Source organism: Lacticaseibacillus hulanensis (assembly GCF_004010095.1).
In the GTDB taxonomy this organism is placed as follows: domain Bacteria; phylum Bacillota; class Bacilli; order Lactobacillales; family Lactobacillaceae; genus Lacticaseibacillus; species Lacticaseibacillus hulanensis.
In genome coordinates this window covers 1-16,980 of the sequence record NZ_RRYD01000040.1, presented here as the reverse complement: position 1 = coordinate 16,980, position 16,980 = coordinate 1, and the positions used below count along the sequence as shown (strand labels likewise).

The following is a 16,980-nucleotide window of genomic DNA, read 5'->3' as shown; positions in this document are numbered from 1 at the left end:
ATCAATCAGCAAACTGACTAATTGTACTTGTTCATGAGCTGAGCAATGCTTGTGCCGCTGATGCGGTCCTTAATCAGCGCAACCGCCTGATCAATGGCAGAATTAATTACCGGCCGGTCGTCCTTACTAAATGGGGTCAGAACCCAATCGACGACAGTCTGTGCGGCCGGGTGGTCCGTGCCGATTTTGACGCGGGCAAAGTTACTGCTGCCCGTAGCTGCAATTATGTCCTTGATTCCGTTGTGGCCACCAGCGGAACCCTTAACCCGCAGCCGCAATTTGCCCATTGGCATGTCCAGATCATCCTGCACAACCAGCAATTCGTCTTCCTGCACCTGGTAAAATGCCATCAACTGGCGGACCGCCTTGCCGGATGCGTTCATGAATGTCTGGGGTTCAACGAGCATGATGCGCTCGCCGTCCACCCGCACCGTCGCCGTTGCTGCGTCAAATTCCAGCTTATCCAGTTTGACGCCAAAATCTGCCGCCAGCTGGTCAACAACCATAAACCCAACGTTGTGTTTCGTCTCGAAATATTTCTTGCCCGGATTACCCAAGCCAACAACCATTAACAACTTATCCACCTCATATTTTGTCTAGCGCACACGCTCTGACTAAACGCAAAAATGCTGGGGAAAACCGTAATGGCCTCTACCCAGCTGCAAATAGTCGTTCGTGCAACTTTTCTTTCTATAAAAGTATACCACGCCAGTTTAGGCGTTATGCGGACAAAATCAACCGACTGGCCCGTGCCCGAAAAAGATTGAAGGCTGGACGAAAGGCGGTTCCGCCACATCAATTGTGCCAAGTGTCATATGCATAAATACATCAAACGCTTATTCCTCACGCGTGATGCAAGCCGCATGCGCACTCGAATTACTGGATAAATTGGTCAACATATTCAGAAAGCCGGGAGAAAATCCATGGAAATTTCGCGTTGAATGAGGTAAACCGTTCGGCAACTATGCTATAATATGTGCTGTATTGTAAAGGTATATTCAGAAAGGATGTTTATCACACAATGGCAGAAGCTATTAAGCACCAGAAGGTTATTCTGATCGGTGACGGGGCTGTCGGCTCTAGTTACGCATTCGCAATGGTCCAGCAGGGCATTGCACAGGAAATTGGTATTGTTGATATCGTGAAGGACAAGACGAAGGGTGACGCAATCGACCTCTCCGACGCACTTCCATTCACTTCTAACAAGAAGATCTACTCCGCTGACTACAGCGACTGCAAAGATGCAGACCTCGTTGTAATCACTTCCGGTGCACCTCAGAAGCCAGGCGAAACCCGTCTTGACCTCGTTAACAAGAACCTTGGCATCATCAACGCTGTTGTTAACCCAGTTGTTGAATCTGGTTTTAACGGTATCTTCTTGGTTGCTGCTAACCCAGTTGACATCTTGACCTACGCTACCTGGAAGATTTCTGGGTTCCCTAAGGAAAAGGTTATCGGTTCCGGTACTTCCCTTGACACCGCTCGTTACCGTCAGGCTATTGCTGACCTTGCCGGCGTTGACGCACACTCTGTTCACGGTTACATCCTTGGTGAACACGGTGACACCGAATTCGCTGCATGGAGCCACACCACTATCGGTGGTATGACCATCGCTGAATACCAGAAGGCTCACCCAGAAATCACCAACGAACAGCTCCAGAAGCTGTACGAAGGCGTTCGTGACGCAGCTTACACCATCATCAACTTGAAGGGTGCTACCTTCTACGGTGTTGGTACAGCTCTTGCACGGATTTCTAAGGCTATCTTCAACGACGAAAACGCTGTTCTCCCACTGTCCGTATACATGGACGGCCAGTACGGCATCAACGACGTTTACATTGGTACCCCAGCAGTTATCAACCGCAACGGGATCAAGGAAATCTTCGAACTGCCTCTTTCCGAAGACGAAGAAGCAAGCATGAAGGCTTCCGCAAGCCAGCTGAAGAAGATCATCGATGGCGCATTCTCCGCAAGCGACATCAAGTTCCGTCAGTAATCTGGTTTACAAGAAAGAACTCCCTTTTGGGGGTTCTTTTTTTGCGCTCAATACCAGAAGTAAAGATTGTGCATTATTTATATTCCCGATTGAATTTCAGCACTAGTTTCGTTAAAATAACAGAAGAGAGCTTATTTATTGTAAGTTATTCTTGACTAGGATTCCAACTTTTCGCAATGTAAACGCATAGATGAGTAGGTGCTTCACTTGCTCCTAATTTTACCCCGGCGTAATTTGTGTTGGGTGCCAAAAAGCGGTATGCTAGTGACGAAATTTTTTTGTAACAATTCAATCGCATGTAATGCAGGAAAGGAGTGGAGAAAGTGCAAAAGAAGCACTGGCTAGCCATCGCAGCCGCAGCAGTCATCGTGATTGCCGGCGGATATATCTACGGTGGTGTCCACTACCAGGGACGGTACCTCCCCAACACAGCGGTACTTGGAGTTAATGTTAGCGGCAAGACCACTAAACAAGCTGAAAGTACCCTTAAAACAAAGTTTCAGCAGCGTAAATATACGCTGACTGATAACGGCAAAGCACTCGTTACCGCTTCTAGTGACGACTTGGGCATTAGCCACAATTTCGCAAAGACCGCCAAGGAAGTCAAAGCAGCACAGAATTCCTGGTCATGGCCACTACGGATCTTCGGTTCGGAGCGCAAGGTAAGTGCAAGCACCAACCCAGCAGTTGATGAACAAACCTTGAAGGACTTTGCCACGACCACCGCTGCTAAGTTGAACAAGAACCGCAAAGCTTCAACTGACGCATCAATGAAGTTCGTTAACGGCAAGCTGCAGGTAACAAAGGAAGTTAACGGCGACAAGATTAACGCCGACAAGTTGCAGCAGCAGTTGCTGAACATGGTCGACAACAATGGCCGGTCAGTTAACCTGAGTGCAACTTACGACAAAGCGAAGGTCACAACTACTTCCAAGGAATTTGAAAGCAAGAAACAGGCCCTGGCCAATTACAGCCAGCTAAGCGGTAAGCTAACCGTCGCGAACCACAGCGAGACCATTAGTCCAGCTAAGCTCACCAGCTGGCTTGGCTATGCAAACGGCAAGATTACGGTTAGCGAAACTGGTGTCCGCGCCTTCGTCAGCGATTTTGCCAACAAGTACAACACCATCAGCAAGTCACGCCAGTTCAAGTCCACGAAGCGTGGGACCGTCACTGTTCCTGCTGGTAACTACGGTTGGGCCGTCTCCGAACAGACAACCACGAACAACTTGATTGCCGACATCAAAAAGGGCAAGAACTTCACCCTGGCTGCGACAACGAACGGTTCTGGTTACCACGCGGATGGTTCTGATATCGGCAACACGTATGTTGAAGTCGACATTCAAAACCAGCACGAATGGTACTACAAGAACGGCAAGCTCGTGATGGATTCCGATGTTGTCACCGGGAACCCAAGCACGAAGCATGACACGCCAACCGGGGTTTACTTCATCTGGAGCAAGCAGCGTAACGCCACCCTGCACGGTAACAATGCCGACGGGTCTAAGTACGCCAGCCCGGTTGCCTACTGGATGCCAATCGATTACACCGGTGTCGGTCTGCATGATTCACCATGGCAGCCGAAGTACGGTGGTGATTGGTACAAGCAACACGGGAGTCACGGTTGCGTTAACAACCCACCTGCCTTCGTTGCTAAGCTCTACAACGCAGTGTCAGTTGGCACGCCTGTCATCGTATTTTAATTAGTTATTAGGCTTCAAAAAGAGGCGCCACCACAATAATTTGTGGCGGTGCTTTTTTTGATTCTTGTCACCTAATTCGTTCGCTAAGCCCCGATATAACAAGGGATTCACGTTGACTAATTATTGCCGATTCACGAAACAACCGCGGGGGCTTCACTGTTTCTGAAATACCGCTATCCCAAGTTCCGGATAAATGGTATCATTGGGTCATTAGAAAATCCTCATTTATTCTGGGTTTGCAATTATGAAATTAGGAGGGTCCCCAATGCTCATTAAGTCTCTAGTTACTAAGAAAGAGTTTCTGACCACCGTCAAGGAGACCGTTACCCTCGAAGAAGCGCTCGCCATTCTCGAAGAATCTGGTTACCGTTGTGTGCCAATTTTGGACGAAACTGGCAAAATCTTCCGCGGTAACATCTACAAGATGCACATTTACCGGCACAAGAGTCAGGGCGGCGACATGTCATTGCCCGTCACCTATCTGCTCAAGAATGCCACCAAAACCATCCCCGTTAACGCACCATTCTTCAAGGTATTCTTCAACATTAAGGATCTGCCTTACATCGCCGTACTCGACGAATCCGCTAATTTCTACGGCATTCTGACACACACCCAGCTCCTGAACATGCTGTCTGACGCCTGGAACATCGACGTTGGTTCCTACGTGCTCACGGTGATGAGTACCGGTGAACAGGGCGATTTGGCCGCCATGAGCAAGATTCTTGCCAAGTACGTGTCCATCGCCGCCTGTGTGACCTTGGACGCCGGCAAGGGGGAATACGTTCGGCGTACCCTCTTCACCCTGCCTGCCGGAACCGACGAAAGCACACTGAACCTGTGCGTCACCAAGCTTGAGAAGAAACACTTCCGCGTTGTCGAAATTGACGATTTGCAATCAGGTCAGCCAGTCCGTTCCGACGAACTGTAAAAATATTAATACCAACACAAAAGGGACAACACCAATTACGATGTTGTCCCTTTTGTGTTGTGCAAATATGTATTAACGTTTGCCGCGGGTTGGCAGCGGCTTTAGGGCAAGCGACACGCTCAGTGCATTGTCCACCTCACGCATCTTCTCTTCTGGCAGCGTGGCAATGCGGTCCCGCAATCGCTGCTTGTCGATTGTGCGCACCTGCTCCAGCAAAATCACGGAATCGCGTTCCAAACCATCGCGGCCGCCGACCATGCCAACGTGCGTGGGCATCTTCGGCTTCGTGATTCGACTCGTTATCGCGGCGACAATTACTGTCGGGCTGTAATGATTCCCCACGTTATTTTGCACAATCAGAACCGGCCGCATTCCACCCTGTTCCGACCCAACTACGGGCGACAAATCCGCAAAATACAAGTCGCCGCGTTTAATATTACTTTCCATTCAATCACCACCGGTCCTAGCAAGTACGGTCGGCCTCGGACTCACACGCGGTAAATTCAGCGCATATTTCCTCATTCAGGGCCGCCATCTCCCGGTACCCTTCGATAAGTCCAGTAAAATCTTGGGCGTGGGCACGGACATAATTACTAACAGCGCCGTCTTGCACCGTCTTCTCATCAACACCATAGTATTCGCAAAATGCGGCGACACATTCCTGCGCCGCTGGCATAACGTGCATAATTGTTTGCCACTGTTTAGCCATGATTTTGCTCCCCCCACATAACTTTGCTCGACAACCATTAACCGTCGCGAATTCCGTCAAAAAACTTCTTGTACTCGTACCAAAATAGCACAAAAACAGGCAAAGGTTAAGGGGGTCGAAAGCAAAAGTTGCGTTTCGACCCCCTTATCGGTCATAGAAATATTTGGTTTGTGCTATCTGGTGCAGTTCTTCCTAATCAACATAGACCCGTGGCACCCGTTCGCTGAGGCAGCACGCAATCTCATAATGGATAGTCCCGGCGTAATCAGCAACATCCTGCATTGTGATTTCGTCATCACCATCACGGCCAATCAGCGTAACAACAGTACCGGCCGGATAGAGCTTGGGCAGGCGAATCATGAACTGATCCATGCACACGCGACCCACGATGGGGCACCGCTGCCCGTCCACGAGCACATCAAAGCCCTGCATCCGGCGCAACCAACCATCCGCGTAACCCATGGGCACGGTCCCGATGATTTCGTCTTTCGAACTGACGTAAGTGGCGCCATAGGATACGGTCGTGCCGGCGGGAACTGCCTTGCTCATGACTAACGCAGATTCCAGACGCATTGCTGGGGCCAATGAATACGGCAAATCGGTAATTGTCCGTCCAGACGGATTCAGCCCATAAATCCCGACACCATAGCGCACCATGTTGCCCTTGCACGCCGTGTGCCACAAACTCGTTGCGGTGTTGGCAACGTGCACGTAACGCGGACGTTTAGGCAGTGCCGCGACAAAGTCGTTAAACCGCGCGCTCTGCTTGTTGAACTGACTTATATCCACCTCATCCGCGGTGGCAAAGTGGGTGAAGATACCCTCGAGTTCGAACTGCTTTGCGTGCGCATCAATGAACGCAGCCGCATCAGCGAGATCACCGCGGTGCGTGAACCCAATCCGGCCCATCCCCGTATCGGTGGCGAAGTGAACATGCAGTGGCGAATCGCCGGTCAAAGTGCCTGCCGCTGCCTCAAGCCAACTTGTTTCGGCCACTGGCACCGCAATGTGATTTTGCGCCGCTAATTCAGCACATACCGGGTCAACGATTCCAAGGACCAGAATTGGCTCCGTGAACCCAGCGTCGCGTAAAGCCAGACCTTCATCGAGCACCGCAACGCAGAAGCCATTTGCCCCCGCCTGTCGCGCAAGCCGTGCGACCTGCACCAAACCGTGACCATACGCGTTTGCCTTCACCACAGCAAACAACTCGGTGCCCTCATCGAGCTGGGCGCACGCATTCGCCACGTTCCTCTTAATTGCGCTCCGACTGATAATTGCCCTCGTCGGACGGTGCAGTGCCACAACCATTAACTATTACTTCCTTCCAAAATCACTTCAGTAAACACAAGACTGCCTGTGTGGCTAATCGACACGTGTGCTGTGCCCTTGAACGGACCCGTAACAACAGGTCGCCCCGCCTCATCGCTTAACGTCTCCACGTCGTGCAACGCAACCGGGCCCAAGCCTAGGCCACACGCCTTCGCGTAACTTTCCTTGACCGAAAAGCGGCCCGCCAGGTACTCAAGACCGCGCTGTCCGTTAAGCTGCTGCCAGCATGCGTATTCGTGAGCAGTCAAAACCTTTTGCGCAAAGTGCGGATTACTATCCTGCGCCTTCTGGATCCGTGCCAGTTCGGTTACGTCGATGCCTAAACCTGCAATCACATTTTGCCTCCCGCTACAATTGTGCTTTTTCCGTATTTGATGATACCAGTTTTATTGCTTCATGTAACTCGGATACACATGAAATGTATTCATCCGCGATGGCGAATCCTTCAGCGTGTCGTTACATGTAGTCCTTCTTGTGCAGAATAAACGCACTGACACCGCAGATCAGAGCGGTCACGGCGATAATACCCCAGAACGCCCAGTACTTACCCGCTAGCGGCACCGGCACGTTCATTCCCCACAGTCCGCCAATAACAGTCGGAATTGTTAGAATGATGGTGATGCTTGTCAGCACCTTCATGATGATGTTCAAATTATTGGACACGATTGAACTCACGGTGGTGTTGTACTGTTCCAAAATCCGTTCGGTAACGCCAGTCATGGTCCGCGCCTGGTGCGCCTCCACCATCACCGACTGAAGCCACTCATCGTAGCCCGGCGTGTTGAAGTACCGTTCTTTTTCCCGCAGATTTTTGAGGACCGGCATCGTGTTATCGAGCACGGATTCAAAATAGATCAGGGTCTTTTGCAGGGCCATTATTTCGTACAGCTGCTTATTTGCGATGGCCTTACCCAACCCGATTTGCATCTGGTCGACTTCATCATTGACCCGAATCATGGCGTGTACATAACCGTGCAGAACACACCACAGAACATGCAGGGCAAATTCCTCGGGGCGGGCACTGAGGTTGTGGCCTCCGACAACGCCCGAACCGATTTGCTCCGGAATCCGCTTTTGACTAATCGTGATGATTTTGTCATCGAGCAGAACCAACGTTAACGGGGCGGTTTCGTACTCAAGGTAACCGAGCGAGTTGAGCTTGGACACGGGGTAACGAACCACAATCAGGCCCGGCTTATGGTCGTGCGGATTGAGCCATGCACTGCGCGGATCTTCGTGTGCGTCCGTTGCCACCCGCAAATCACGCAGGTCCAGTTTGAACTGTTCACTAACCGTGGTTAGTTCATCGACTGATGGTGCCTCCAAATGAATCCACGTCGCGAAATTCTGATCAGTCTCAACTGTTTTCCCGTCGCGTACTGCAGAATACGTAATCACGCCCAAGACTCCTTCCCGAACAAATTAATATCATCATTATACCGCACTACTTCGGGGCGATGCTGAATCCGTCAGGTCACATTTTCTCCCAGAACAATACGCGAAATGATAATTTCAGTGCTATATTGGAAACAAGCATTATTGGCAGCCATCACGACATATGGAGGTACCCACCATGGACAAGCAAACAGCGCGCAACCAGCAGATTGCCACCCTCAAAGCCTACCCAGATTCTCAGCGTGAAGCAGAAACTAAGCAGATTGTGCAAAAGCTCACCGCAATGCCTGAATGGCAAGCCGCCCAGAGCATCGCCACCACCGTCAGTGGCCCGTTCGAGTTCGATACGGCTGGCGTAATTGCGGCGGCACAGGCGGCCGGCAAAACCGTGTACCTGCCCAAGGTTATGCCCAAGCGGCAAATGGCGTTCATGCAGCATCCGGGGGCGGACAACCTAATTCGGAGCTCGTTTGGCCTACTTGAACCCGCGTACAACGAAAGCACACTGAACAACCAACCCGACCTAGTGATTGTTCCCGGTCTCGCCTATGCACTGGATTCGCACAAGCGCCTTGGCTTCGGCGGTGGCTACTATGACCGGTTCTTGGCCCATTATCACGGCACCTCCATCGCACTTGCCTTGCCAATCCAGGTCTTCACCAGCGCTTTTTGGCCAGAAGAACAGTTCGACGTTGCCCTGCAGCACATTTTAACCATATAAGCATTGCAAAATTCGCGGGTTCGCCCGCCATACATAAGAGGTTTTTCAATTGACAGCATTTATTTCAAGCCTTCTGGGTGTCACGGAGATTCTCGTGCTTATCGCCCTCGGCTACTGGCTTGCGGCCAAAAATTGGCTTAGTCGGGACAGTAGCAAAATCATCGCCAAAATCGTAACCCAAGTCGCTCTTCCCGCCTACATGGTCGTTACCGTCAGCTCCAAGTTCACGGCCCACGAATTGCTAAGCCTGCTACCGCAGCTGCGGTACCCGGTAATCTCGATGGCCATTCTTGGGGTCTTGTCCGTCATTGTCATGCGCGTTATTCACGTGGACAAGCGGCATGAGGGATTGTTCTGCTCCATGTTCCTAAACTCCAACACGGTCTTCATCGGCTTGCCCGTCAACCTCGCACTGTTTGGCGCCAAGAGCTTGCCGTACGTTCTTGTTTATTACATGGCCAACACCACAATTTTTTGGACCATCGGCGTGTACCTAATCCAACACGATGGTCCCGCCATGGCGCAATTTGACTGGCGCAAAACGTTAGGCAAAATTTTCTCCCCGCCCCTGCTCGGGTTCATCGTCGGCATCATCATCGTGCTACTGCACATCAAACTGCCCGATTTTGCGATGGCGGACCTGAATTACGTCGGCAGTCTGACCATTCCGGGTTCGATGTTCTTCATCGGGATAACCATTTATCAAGCCGGCCTTAAAAAGGCGTTCACGTTTGATAAAGATGTGCTCGGCGTACTGTTCGGCCGTTTTATCGCCGCCCCACTCGTGATGACGGCGCTACTATCGTTTGCAAACATGTCGCCACTGATGCGGTCAATCTTCATCATCCAATCCTGCATGCCCGTCATGACTAACGCACCTGTTGTCGCACGCCTTTACGACGCCGACACAGAGTTCGCGGCAATCGGCGTGGCGAGCTCCACGGTATTGGCCATGGTCGTCATTCCCCTCGTAATGACCTTCCTAGCTAGCTAACACTGTCCGGCAGCGTCAGCTCTTGGTGTAGGTATACCAGTGGAGGCTCCGCGTTGTGGGGTTTGCTAGATTGAAAGTGACATCCAGTTGCTTCGTATCGATAGACTACATAACGTCCGTGAAGCGTGATGGATTCCGGTACGACAGTTATGTCTGTTTTACATGGTGCCGTCGTAAGATTTACATTTTAACCAACGTTGTAGCGACTGGGCGGGACCGGTGCGCGTGTAGCCAGAAGCTCTTGGCGCTTTAGCGCTTAGAGCTCTGGACATCGTTAGAGTGCGGCTGGGATTTTCCTGTGAAAGCTATGGTGAGAGAAGACCGATGCGGGCTTTGCATCGGGCTTCTCCACACCATAGCCGGCAAAAATTAAGACCCGTCAGGAAGAACAAAGCTTCCCCACAGGTCCTAACAATACGTATTAAGTTCGTAATCTGAAGAACGGGCATACGGGGCTAAATTTTAGGTTGAAGACCCCGAACTTGGGGCTTCAACCGGCCGCAGGGAACGCGCACCGGCCCCGCCCACGCTCGGCCCTTATACCACTCAGTACCAAACAAGCACAAAACTACTCACACTGCCCGACAGCTTAAGTGAACTGGATTCCGGATATAAAAAAGACATCACCACAATTGCGGTAATGTCTTTCGGATGGTTCAGTTTAATCGAATTCGTCGCGGTAGAGGCCGACAACCAGGCCCAAAATGGCAACGTCGTCGAAGAACATGTCGTCCATGTCGTCGTTTTCTGGGTGCAGCCGGATCCGGCCGTTTTCGCGGTAGAAGCGCTTGACTGTTGCTTCACTGTCTTCAGTCATCGCCACCACAATCTGCCCGTTCTCAGCATTTGCCTGCTTCTTGATAATCAACCGGTCGCCATTAAGGATACCAATCTTAATCATGGAGTTACCTTGAACCCGCAGCATGAACAAATCATCTTCTGTGTAGTTCAAGCCAGTTGGAACAGGGAAGTACTCCTCGATGTTCTGTTCGGCCGTGATGGGAATCCCCGCAGCAACCGTCCCGACCATCGGAATTCCCAGTTCCGCCTTCACGCCGATGTAGTCGAGGCCCGCTGGCGTTACCTCGAGCGTACGTGGCTTGGCTGGATCCTTGTCAATTAATCCAGCATTTTGCATCTTTTCGAGATACACCGCAACGGTCGACGAGGAACTTAGCCCAACGGCAGCCCCGATTTCGCGAACCGTTGGGGGGAACCCGCGGTCTTCAATTGCATCATGAATGGTCGTCAGAATTTGAACCCAACGCTCTTTCGTTTTTTGTTGTGGCATACCGTTTGCCTCGCCTTCCGTGTAATGCACCGATGCTAATCAATAGTCGCGCCGTCTAATTACCACAACGCTGGACATATTGCACCAGTATCCTGTGCTTTAGTCTTAGAATACCAATCCGAACGCCTGTTTGCAACAAAAATCAGTTAAAAAGTCCTGATTTATTGCGGGATTAGCCAATTTTTCGTCGCTTTTAGACAAACATTAGCCAATCGCCAATTTTCCACTAGATTCGTGCGGCCTTGGAAATCAATAACACCAAATGTTAAAGGCGTTTTAACTCTATCGGTGTCCATGGTTTTTCTGCGCCAGTCTGTTATGATGAGGGTAGACAAAAGATAAGGAAGGGTCCCAAATGGCCGATATATTTTTAATTGTAATTTCTGTCGCACTCCTAGCGCTCGCCGCTTACAACATTTACTGGCAGTCACAAATCAGCCTGCGGGCAAACTACGGCTACAGCCAGGTAATGTGGGGTGCCATCATCGCTGTCTGGATGGCCTCTGTTGGCTACCGGAGCTGGGCATACATCGTTTGTGTTGCCACCTTCGTTTTGCTCTACATCATGGCCGGTGTCGGCGGTCTGGGAACCAAGCGGCTCGTGGCCCAGGGTGTTTGGGGCAGATTCCACAAGTACGAAAATCTTACGGGAATCGCCCTCACGCCAATCAGTGCGCCAAACGGTAAGGGCATCGTCGTTGCCGTCTTCTCCTTTAGTCGCCGACGCGTGCAGTTGATGTTCCGCCAGCCGCTGGAAAGTGTGCTCGGTGTCCTGAAGAATACCGTGCCTGCGAACACACCACTCACAATTCAAAAAATCAATTAACTATTTATGCCGGTGCGGTTTGCGCCGGCATTTTTTTCGATTCTATACGCTGGCAGGTATTAAAGAACAACTGGTAGCTACTGCGAGTAAACTGTTAGTACCTGTTTGTTTACACCATTTTCTAATTTTAACTAAGAAACTTGGTGAAATATCCGCCGCTTTTTAATATTCGGTGTTGACACGTGCATCTTTATCCGGTATCCTCGAACTCGTAAACAAATATATCGCTATCTAAGTAAGGAGTGTCATCGATGATTAAAATCGAAACAACACAACTGAATAACGCGTTTTTCTTCGGCTTTTTCGGATAGCGGTTTGCATCGTGGATGCAAGCCGCGCAGCTTGCATCCATGAGGCCGAAGCAATTTAACTTGCCATTCAACCGCCACATGGACTTACACCAAAATCCATGTGGCGGTTTTTATTTTTCCGGAGATTGACGACCGGCCACGTGGATAAACCCGTGGCCGGTCGTTTTTTGTTACTGGATGCGCACCAGCAGCAAATGCATGGCAGTCAACTGATGATTACTGACAGCATAATTTTGGAGGAAATACCATGAAGATGAAGAAGATTATTACCGCAACCGTGACCGTCGCCGCCGTCGCCCTGCTCGCCGCTTGTGGCAACAAGAGTGACGCCAAGGCAAACAAAACCGTGAAGATTGGGATTTTGCAGCTCATCAACCAGTCCGCCCTGGATGACGCACGCAAAGGCTTCACGCAGGAATTGGCCCGCGAAGGCTACAAAGAAGGCAAGAACCTCAAGATTGATTACGTTAACGCGCAGGGTGATCAGGCCAATTTGACCACCATGAGTCAGCGGCTGAAGCGCGACAAGAACGACCTCAACCTGGCAATTGCCACCCCAGCAGCCCAGGCTCTGCAAAAGGGCGACCCCGACACGCCAATGGTCTTCACCGCCATCACCGACCCAAAGAGTGCCGGGCTTGTGACCAACACCAAGGCACCAGACAAGAACGCAACCGGAGTCACCGACATGGTGAGCGTTGCCGGCCAGATCAAGCTTCTTCACCGCATCGCGCCTAAAGCCAAGACTGTCGGGCTGCTCTACAACGCCGCCGAATCAAACTCCGTGGTGCAGATTAAAATGGCAAAGGCTGCCCTCAAGGCTCAGGGCCTGAAGGTGATTGAAAAGACCGTTGCGTCCACAAACGACGTTGCACAGACAACGACCTCAATTGCCCACCAGGTGGATGCAATTTACATTCCAACTGACAACACCATGGCGGCCGCAATGGCAACGGTCGGCAAAATCACAACCGAAACCAAGACCCCAGTAATTCCAGCAGCCGGCACCATGGTTCAAGACGGTGGCCTGGCTACTAACGGGATTGACTACAAGGACCTGGGTGTCCAGACCGCGAAGATGGCGGTCAAAATTCTCAAGGGTAAAAAGGTCAAGGATCTTGCCATCGAATCCCCTGACAAAATTTCCGTTGTTGTGAACAACAAAACGGCTAAGGCACTCGGAATCGATCCCGCAAGTATCAAGTAGCAACAACCAAACAGACGCATGTGGAAGCAAGCCGTTTAATGACTCCGGCAACCAGGTAGATTCTCGCTGCGAGTTTCCATATTTGCATTCGCTTGGATGAATAAAAACTAAATACAAAATCTTCTTGACTTTAAAAAACCATGAGTATAGTATTACAGCCATACGATACCGCTACTACTTTAAAGGAGTGCTCACCATGAAAGAACAGCAAAGCACAATTTTGAATAACGCATATTACTACGGCTATTACGGATAGCGGTTTGCATCACGGATGCAAGCCGACTCAGGTTTGCATCCATGATGGTCGTATCACTTAACGTGTAATCGGACGCCACATGGATTAGGTTAAATCCATGTGGCTTTTATTTTTCCGGAAAATATTAGGCCGGCCGCGTGGATTTACCCGCGACCGGCCTTTTGTTTTAGGCTGTGGCCCCGAAGCAATTATCAAATTTCGATGGTACCAAGATGCCATCAACCCACTCGGAGGAAGAATAAATGAAGATCAAGAAGATTATGACCGCCGCCATGACGGTTGCCACCGTTGCATTGCTTGCCGCTTGCGGTAACAAGTCGGATTCAGCCAGCAAGGACAAGGTTACGAAAATTGGGATTTTGCAGCTCATCAACCAATCCGCACTGGACGATGCACGCAAGGGGTTCGAACAGGAATTAGCCGCAAATGGTTACAAGGACGGCAAGAACATCAAGATTGATTACGTTAACGCTCAGGGTGACCAGAGCAACCTCACCACGATGAGCCAGCGCCTGAAGCGCGACAAGAACGCGTTCAACTTGGCAATCGCCACCCCTGCTGCTCAGGCCCTGCAAAAGGCTGACCCGGACACGCCGATGCTGTTCACCGCCATCACCGACCCTAAGAGTGCCGGCCTCGTCAGCAACGTTGCCGCACCCGACAAGAATGCAACTGGGGTAACCGACGCCGTTGATATCGATGGCCAGATTGCCTTGCTGCACAAGATGTTCCCCAAGGCCAAAACTGTTGGCCTGCTCTACAACGCTGCTGAACCAAACTCAGTAATTCAGATTAAGCAGGCTCGCAGCGCCATCAAGAAGCTCGGCCTGAAGTCAGTTGAAAAGACGATTGCTTCCACGAACGATGCTGAACAAACGGCAACCGCTCTTGCCAGCCAGTCCGACGCAATCTACATTCCAACCGACAACACGGCCGCAGCCGCAATGTCCACCATCGGCAAGGTTTCCGAAAAAGCTAAGGTGCCAGTTGTGAACGCCGACGCCACCATGATTAAGCAGGCCGGGGTCGCAACGCGTGGGATTAGTTACAAGGAACTGGGTAAGCAAACCGCCAAGATGGCAATCAAGCTCCTGAAGGGCAAGAAAGTTAAGCAATTAGCAGTTGAAAAGCCAGCTAAGACGTCAATCGTAAAGAACGACAAGCGTATGAAACTGTTCAACGTTGATCCATCCGTTTTGAAGTAAGCAAGTAGTTGAAGTAAGGCAAGCATTCACCAATGCTTGTCATACATAGGAGGAAAAAATGGATATCCTGACATCAAGCATCGCACAAGGCATCCTTTGGTCCATCATGGCCATTGGGGTGTACCTCACCTTCCGCATCCTCGACATCGCCGACATGACCGCCGAGGGTAGTTTTCCACTCGGCGCGGCAATCACAGCACACGCACTTGTTACCGGTGCAAGTCCCCTGATGGCAACGCTCATGGGTACAGCCGGTGGGGCACTTGCTGGACTTGTCTCTGGATTCCTGACCACCAAGCTCCACATTCCCGACCTTCTCACCGGGATTTTGACCATGACTGGTTTGTACTCCGTTAACCTGTTCATCATGGGCCAGGCCAACGTGCCCCTCACGATGACAGCTGCGGGCAAATCAATTAAGAACATCTTCACCATGATTACCATCGGCGACTCGACTACCACTACAATCGTGGTCGGTGCCATCTTCCTCGCGGTGGTCATTGCCCTGCTCGTCCTCTTCTTCAACACGGAAATGGGCCTTGCCGCCCGCGCCGTTGGGAACAACGAAGACATGTCCGCCGCTAACGGGATCCACGCCGACAACATGAAGATTGTGGTTTACATGATTAGTAACGGTTTGATTGCCCTCTCCGGCGCGCTCATGGCCCAGACTAACGGGTACGCCGACATCTCCATGGGGATTGGGACCATCGTTATCGCGCTGGCCGCTATCATCATTGCCGAAATCCTGCTCCACCACCTCAGTTTCGGGATGCGCCTCGTGACCATCATCGGTGGGGCCATCATTTACCGGTTAATCATCGCCCTCGTTCTTGAATGGGGGGTTGACCCAAACGCACTGCGGCTCTTCTATGCGGTCATGCTGACGGTCTTCCTGGCACTGCCACTTGTTCAGAAAAACATCAAGCAAGCACAGCAGCGCCGGCGTAACGTTGCCGACATGAAGAAAGGGGCAAAATAATGACATCACCAGTACTTGAAGTTAAAGGTTTGCACCAGTACTTCGAAAAGGGCACACCAAACGAGAACCACGCGCTCAAGGGCATCGACCTGACCCTTGAGGAAGGCGAGTTCGTCGGCATCATCGGTGGTAACGGGGCCGGCAAGTCCACCCTGCTCAACAGCGTTGCCGGCTCACTGCCAGTAACTTACGGCCAAATCAAAATTGGCGGCAAGGACGTTACCTACCAGAGTGTTGAAAAACGGGCACGCGTTATCAGCCGCGTTTTCCAAGACCCAAAGCAAGGTTCAGCTCCACTCCTTACCGTTGAGGAAAACCTCTCCCTCGCCCTCAAGCGCGGATCATGGCGTAACTTCTGGTCGAGCGGCGTTAAGCGCAACGAACGCAAAATGTTCCGCGAACGTCTCGCAAGCCTCGGCCTTGGTCTCGAAGATCGGCTCGGCGCCGAAATCGGGCTCCTGTCTGGGGGTCAGCGTCAGGCAATCACGCTGCTCATGGCAACCTTGAACCAACCAGAGCTGCTCCTGCTCGACGAACACACCGCCGCACTCGACCCGCAAACAAGTGCAACCGTTATGTCCCTCACCGCTCAGATTGTCGCAGAGCAGCACCTGACCGCCCTGATGATTACGCACAACATGGCAGACGCGCTCAAGTACGGCAACCGCCTACTGATGCTCGATCACGGGCAAATCGTGGTCGACGTCCGCGGTGAGGAAAAAGCCAACCTGACCGTCCCTGACCTGCTTGAACTGTTCAAGGAACAAAGCGGCGCTGCAATGACCGACGACGCCGTATTGCTCAGCTAAACTTACTTATGCTGTCCGGCAGCGTAAGCTCTTGGTGAAGGTCCAGTTACTGAGTGGTCTAGGGTCCGCGCCTGGGCGGGGCCGGTTCGCGTTCCGTGCGGCTGGGATTTTCCGTGCGGCCGGTTGAAGCCCCAAAAGCGGGGTCTTCAACCTAAAAATTAAGCCCCGCACCTGCTTTTGGGGTTACAAACTTAATATGTGTTGTTAAGATCCGCTGGGAAAGCTTTGTCCTTCCTGACGGGTCTTAATTTTTGCCGGCTATGGTGTGGAGAAGCCCGATGCAAAAACCGCACCGGTCTTCTCTCACCATAGCTT

17 protein-coding genes are annotated in these 16,980 nt (G+C 51.4%); 10 read left to right on the top strand and 7 right to left on the bottom strand.

Annotation, left to right across the window (positions count from 1 at the left end; genetic code table 11):
* Positions 1–17: 17 nt before the first annotated feature.
* Entirely contained in the window at positions 18–575 is a 558-nt protein-coding gene (gene pth / locus EKN00_RS09795; protein WP_127850063.1) for an aminoacyl-tRNA hydrolase, read from the bottom strand.
* Between the two features lie 446 nt (positions 576–1,021).
* On the opposite strand from pth, the gene EKN00_RS09790 reads away from it, so the two are divergent.
* The 3 genes from EKN00_RS09790 to cbpA all read left to right on the top strand — a co-directional run bounded on the left by EKN00_RS09790 (position 1,022) and on the right by cbpA (position 4,627).
* On the top strand, positions 1,022–1,996 hold the full coding sequence (locus tag EKN00_RS09790; protein ID WP_127850062.1) for an L-lactate dehydrogenase: 975 nt from the start codon (positions 1,022–1,024) through the stop codon (positions 1,994–1,996).
* Positions 1,997–2,319: 323 nt separating this feature from the next.
* The gene (locus tag EKN00_RS09785) at positions 2,320–3,699 is read left to right on the top strand and encodes a L,D-transpeptidase family protein (protein ID WP_164848104.1); all 1,380 of its coding nucleotides are present in this window, start codon (positions 2,320–2,322) and stop codon (positions 3,697–3,699) included.
* A 265-nt stretch (positions 3,700–3,964) separates the two neighbouring features.
* On the top strand, positions 3,965–4,627 hold the full coding sequence (gene cbpA / locus EKN00_RS09780) for a cyclic di-AMP binding protein CbpA (protein WP_127850060.1): 663 nt from the start codon (positions 3,965–3,967) through the stop codon (positions 4,625–4,627).
* Between the two features lie 72 nt (positions 4,628–4,699).
* On the opposite strand, the gene EKN00_RS09775 is transcribed toward cbpA, so the two are convergent.
* The 5 genes from EKN00_RS09775 to EKN00_RS09755 all read right to left on the bottom strand — a co-directional run bounded on the left by EKN00_RS09775 (position 4,700) and on the right by EKN00_RS09755 (position 8,066).
* On the bottom strand, positions 4,700–5,074 hold the full coding sequence (locus tag EKN00_RS09775; protein WP_127850059.1) for a type II toxin-antitoxin system PemK/MazF family toxin: 375 nt from the start codon (positions 5,072–5,074) through the stop codon (positions 4,700–4,702).
* A 16-nt stretch (positions 5,075–5,090) separates the two neighbouring features.
* On the bottom strand, positions 5,091–5,336 hold the full coding sequence (locus EKN00_RS09770; RefSeq protein ID WP_127850057.1) for a hypothetical protein: 246 nt from the start codon (positions 5,334–5,336) through the stop codon (positions 5,091–5,093).
* Positions 5,337–5,528: 192 nt separating this feature from the next.
* Entirely contained in the window at positions 5,529–6,647 is a 1,119-nt protein-coding gene (gene alr / locus EKN00_RS09765; RefSeq protein WP_127850055.1) for an alanine racemase, read from the bottom strand.
* On the bottom strand, positions 6,647–7,003 hold the full coding sequence (gene acpS, locus EKN00_RS09760) for a holo-ACP synthase (RefSeq protein WP_127850053.1): 357 nt from the start codon (positions 7,001–7,003) through the stop codon (positions 6,647–6,649). The genes alr and acpS overlap by 1 nt, the downstream gene beginning before the upstream one ends.
* 121 nt (positions 7,004–7,124) lie before the next feature.
* Positions 7,125–8,066 (bottom strand): magnesium transporter CorA family protein, encoded by a 942-nt coding sequence (locus EKN00_RS09755; RefSeq protein ID WP_127850051.1) that lies wholly within the window; start codon positions 8,064–8,066, stop codon positions 7,125–7,127.
* A 175-nt stretch (positions 8,067–8,241) separates the two neighbouring features.
* Between EKN00_RS09755 and EKN00_RS09750 the strand changes: the two genes are divergently transcribed.
* A complete protein-coding gene (locus EKN00_RS09750) occupies positions 8,242–8,784 on the top strand; it encodes a 5-formyltetrahydrofolate cyclo-ligase (RefSeq protein ID WP_127850049.1) in 543 nt (180 codons plus the stop codon).
* Positions 8,785–8,833: 49 nt separating this feature from the next.
* Entirely contained in the window at positions 8,834–9,778 is a 945-nt protein-coding gene (locus EKN00_RS09745) for an AEC family transporter (protein WP_127850047.1), read from the top strand.
* A gap of 661 nt (positions 9,779–10,439) precedes the next feature.
* On the opposite strand, the gene lexA is transcribed toward EKN00_RS09745, so the two are convergent.
* Positions 10,440–11,069 carry a transcriptional repressor LexA gene (lexA, locus tag EKN00_RS09740; protein ID WP_127850045.1) on the bottom strand — a complete coding sequence of 210 codons (630 nt, stop codon included), beginning with the start codon at positions 11,067–11,069 and terminating at the stop codon, positions 10,440–10,442.
* A gap of 355 nt (positions 11,070–11,424) precedes the next feature.
* Between lexA and EKN00_RS09735 the strand changes: the two genes are divergently transcribed.
* From EKN00_RS09735 to EKN00_RS09715, 5 genes are all read left to right on the top strand, one after another.
* Positions 11,425–11,895, top strand: coding sequence for a hypothetical protein (locus tag EKN00_RS09735; protein ID WP_127850043.1), 471 nt, complete (start codon positions 11,425–11,427; stop codon positions 11,893–11,895).
* A gap of 558 nt (positions 11,896–12,453) precedes the next feature.
* Positions 12,454–13,413, top strand: a complete 960-nt coding sequence (locus tag EKN00_RS09730; protein ID WP_127850041.1) for an ABC transporter substrate-binding protein — start codon at positions 12,454–12,456, stop codon at positions 13,411–13,413.
* 498 nt (positions 13,414–13,911) lie between these two features.
* Positions 13,912–14,874 (top strand): ABC transporter substrate-binding protein, encoded by a 963-nt coding sequence (locus EKN00_RS09725; RefSeq protein ID WP_127850039.1) that lies wholly within the window; start codon positions 13,912–13,914, stop codon positions 14,872–14,874.
* A 58-nt stretch (positions 14,875–14,932) separates the two neighbouring features.
* Complete coding sequence (locus tag EKN00_RS09720) at positions 14,933–15,856, top strand: ABC transporter permease (RefSeq protein ID WP_127850037.1); 924 nt, start codon at positions 14,933–14,935, stop codon at positions 15,854–15,856.
* On the top strand, positions 15,856–16,665 hold the full coding sequence (locus tag EKN00_RS09715) for an ABC transporter ATP-binding protein (RefSeq protein WP_127850035.1): 810 nt from the start codon (positions 15,856–15,858) through the stop codon (positions 16,663–16,665). The genes EKN00_RS09720 and EKN00_RS09715 overlap by 1 nt, the downstream gene beginning before the upstream one ends.
* The last annotated feature ends 315 nt before the right edge of the window (positions 16,666–16,980 follow it).

Coding starts and splice junctions, on each gene's coding strand:
- EKN00_RS09720 (WP_127850037.1), top strand. CDS start 14,933: ATGGATATCCTGACATCAAGCATCGCACAAGGCATCCTTTGGTCCATC.
- lexA (WP_127850045.1), bottom strand. CDS start 11,069: ATGCCACAACAAAAAACGAAAGAGCGTTGGGTTCAAATTCTGACGACC.
- EKN00_RS09750 (WP_127850049.1), top strand. CDS start 8,242: ATGGACAAGCAAACAGCGCGCAACCAGCAGATTGCCACCCTCAAAGCC.
- alr (WP_127850055.1), bottom strand. CDS start 6,647: ATGGTTGTGGCACTGCACCGTCCGACGAGGGCAATTATCAGTCGGAGC.
- cbpA (WP_127850060.1), top strand. CDS start 3,965: ATGCTCATTAAGTCTCTAGTTACTAAGAAAGAGTTTCTGACCACCGTC.
- EKN00_RS09775 (WP_127850059.1), bottom strand. CDS start 5,074: ATGGAAAGTAATATTAAACGCGGCGACTTGTATTTTGCGGATTTGTCG.
- EKN00_RS09770 (WP_127850057.1), bottom strand. CDS start 5,336: ATGGCTAAACAGTGGCAAACAATTATGCACGTTATGCCAGCGGCGCAG.
- EKN00_RS09735 (WP_127850043.1), top strand. CDS start 11,425: ATGGCCGATATATTTTTAATTGTAATTTCTGTCGCACTCCTAGCGCTC.
- EKN00_RS09715 (WP_127850035.1), top strand. CDS start 15,856: ATGACATCACCAGTACTTGAAGTTAAAGGTTTGCACCAGTACTTCGAA.
- EKN00_RS09730 (WP_127850041.1), top strand. CDS start 12,454: ATGAAGATGAAGAAGATTATTACCGCAACCGTGACCGTCGCCGCCGTC.
- EKN00_RS09790 (WP_127850062.1), top strand. CDS start 1,022: ATGGCAGAAGCTATTAAGCACCAGAAGGTTATTCTGATCGGTGACGGG.
- EKN00_RS09725 (WP_127850039.1), top strand. CDS start 13,912: ATGAAGATCAAGAAGATTATGACCGCCGCCATGACGGTTGCCACCGTT.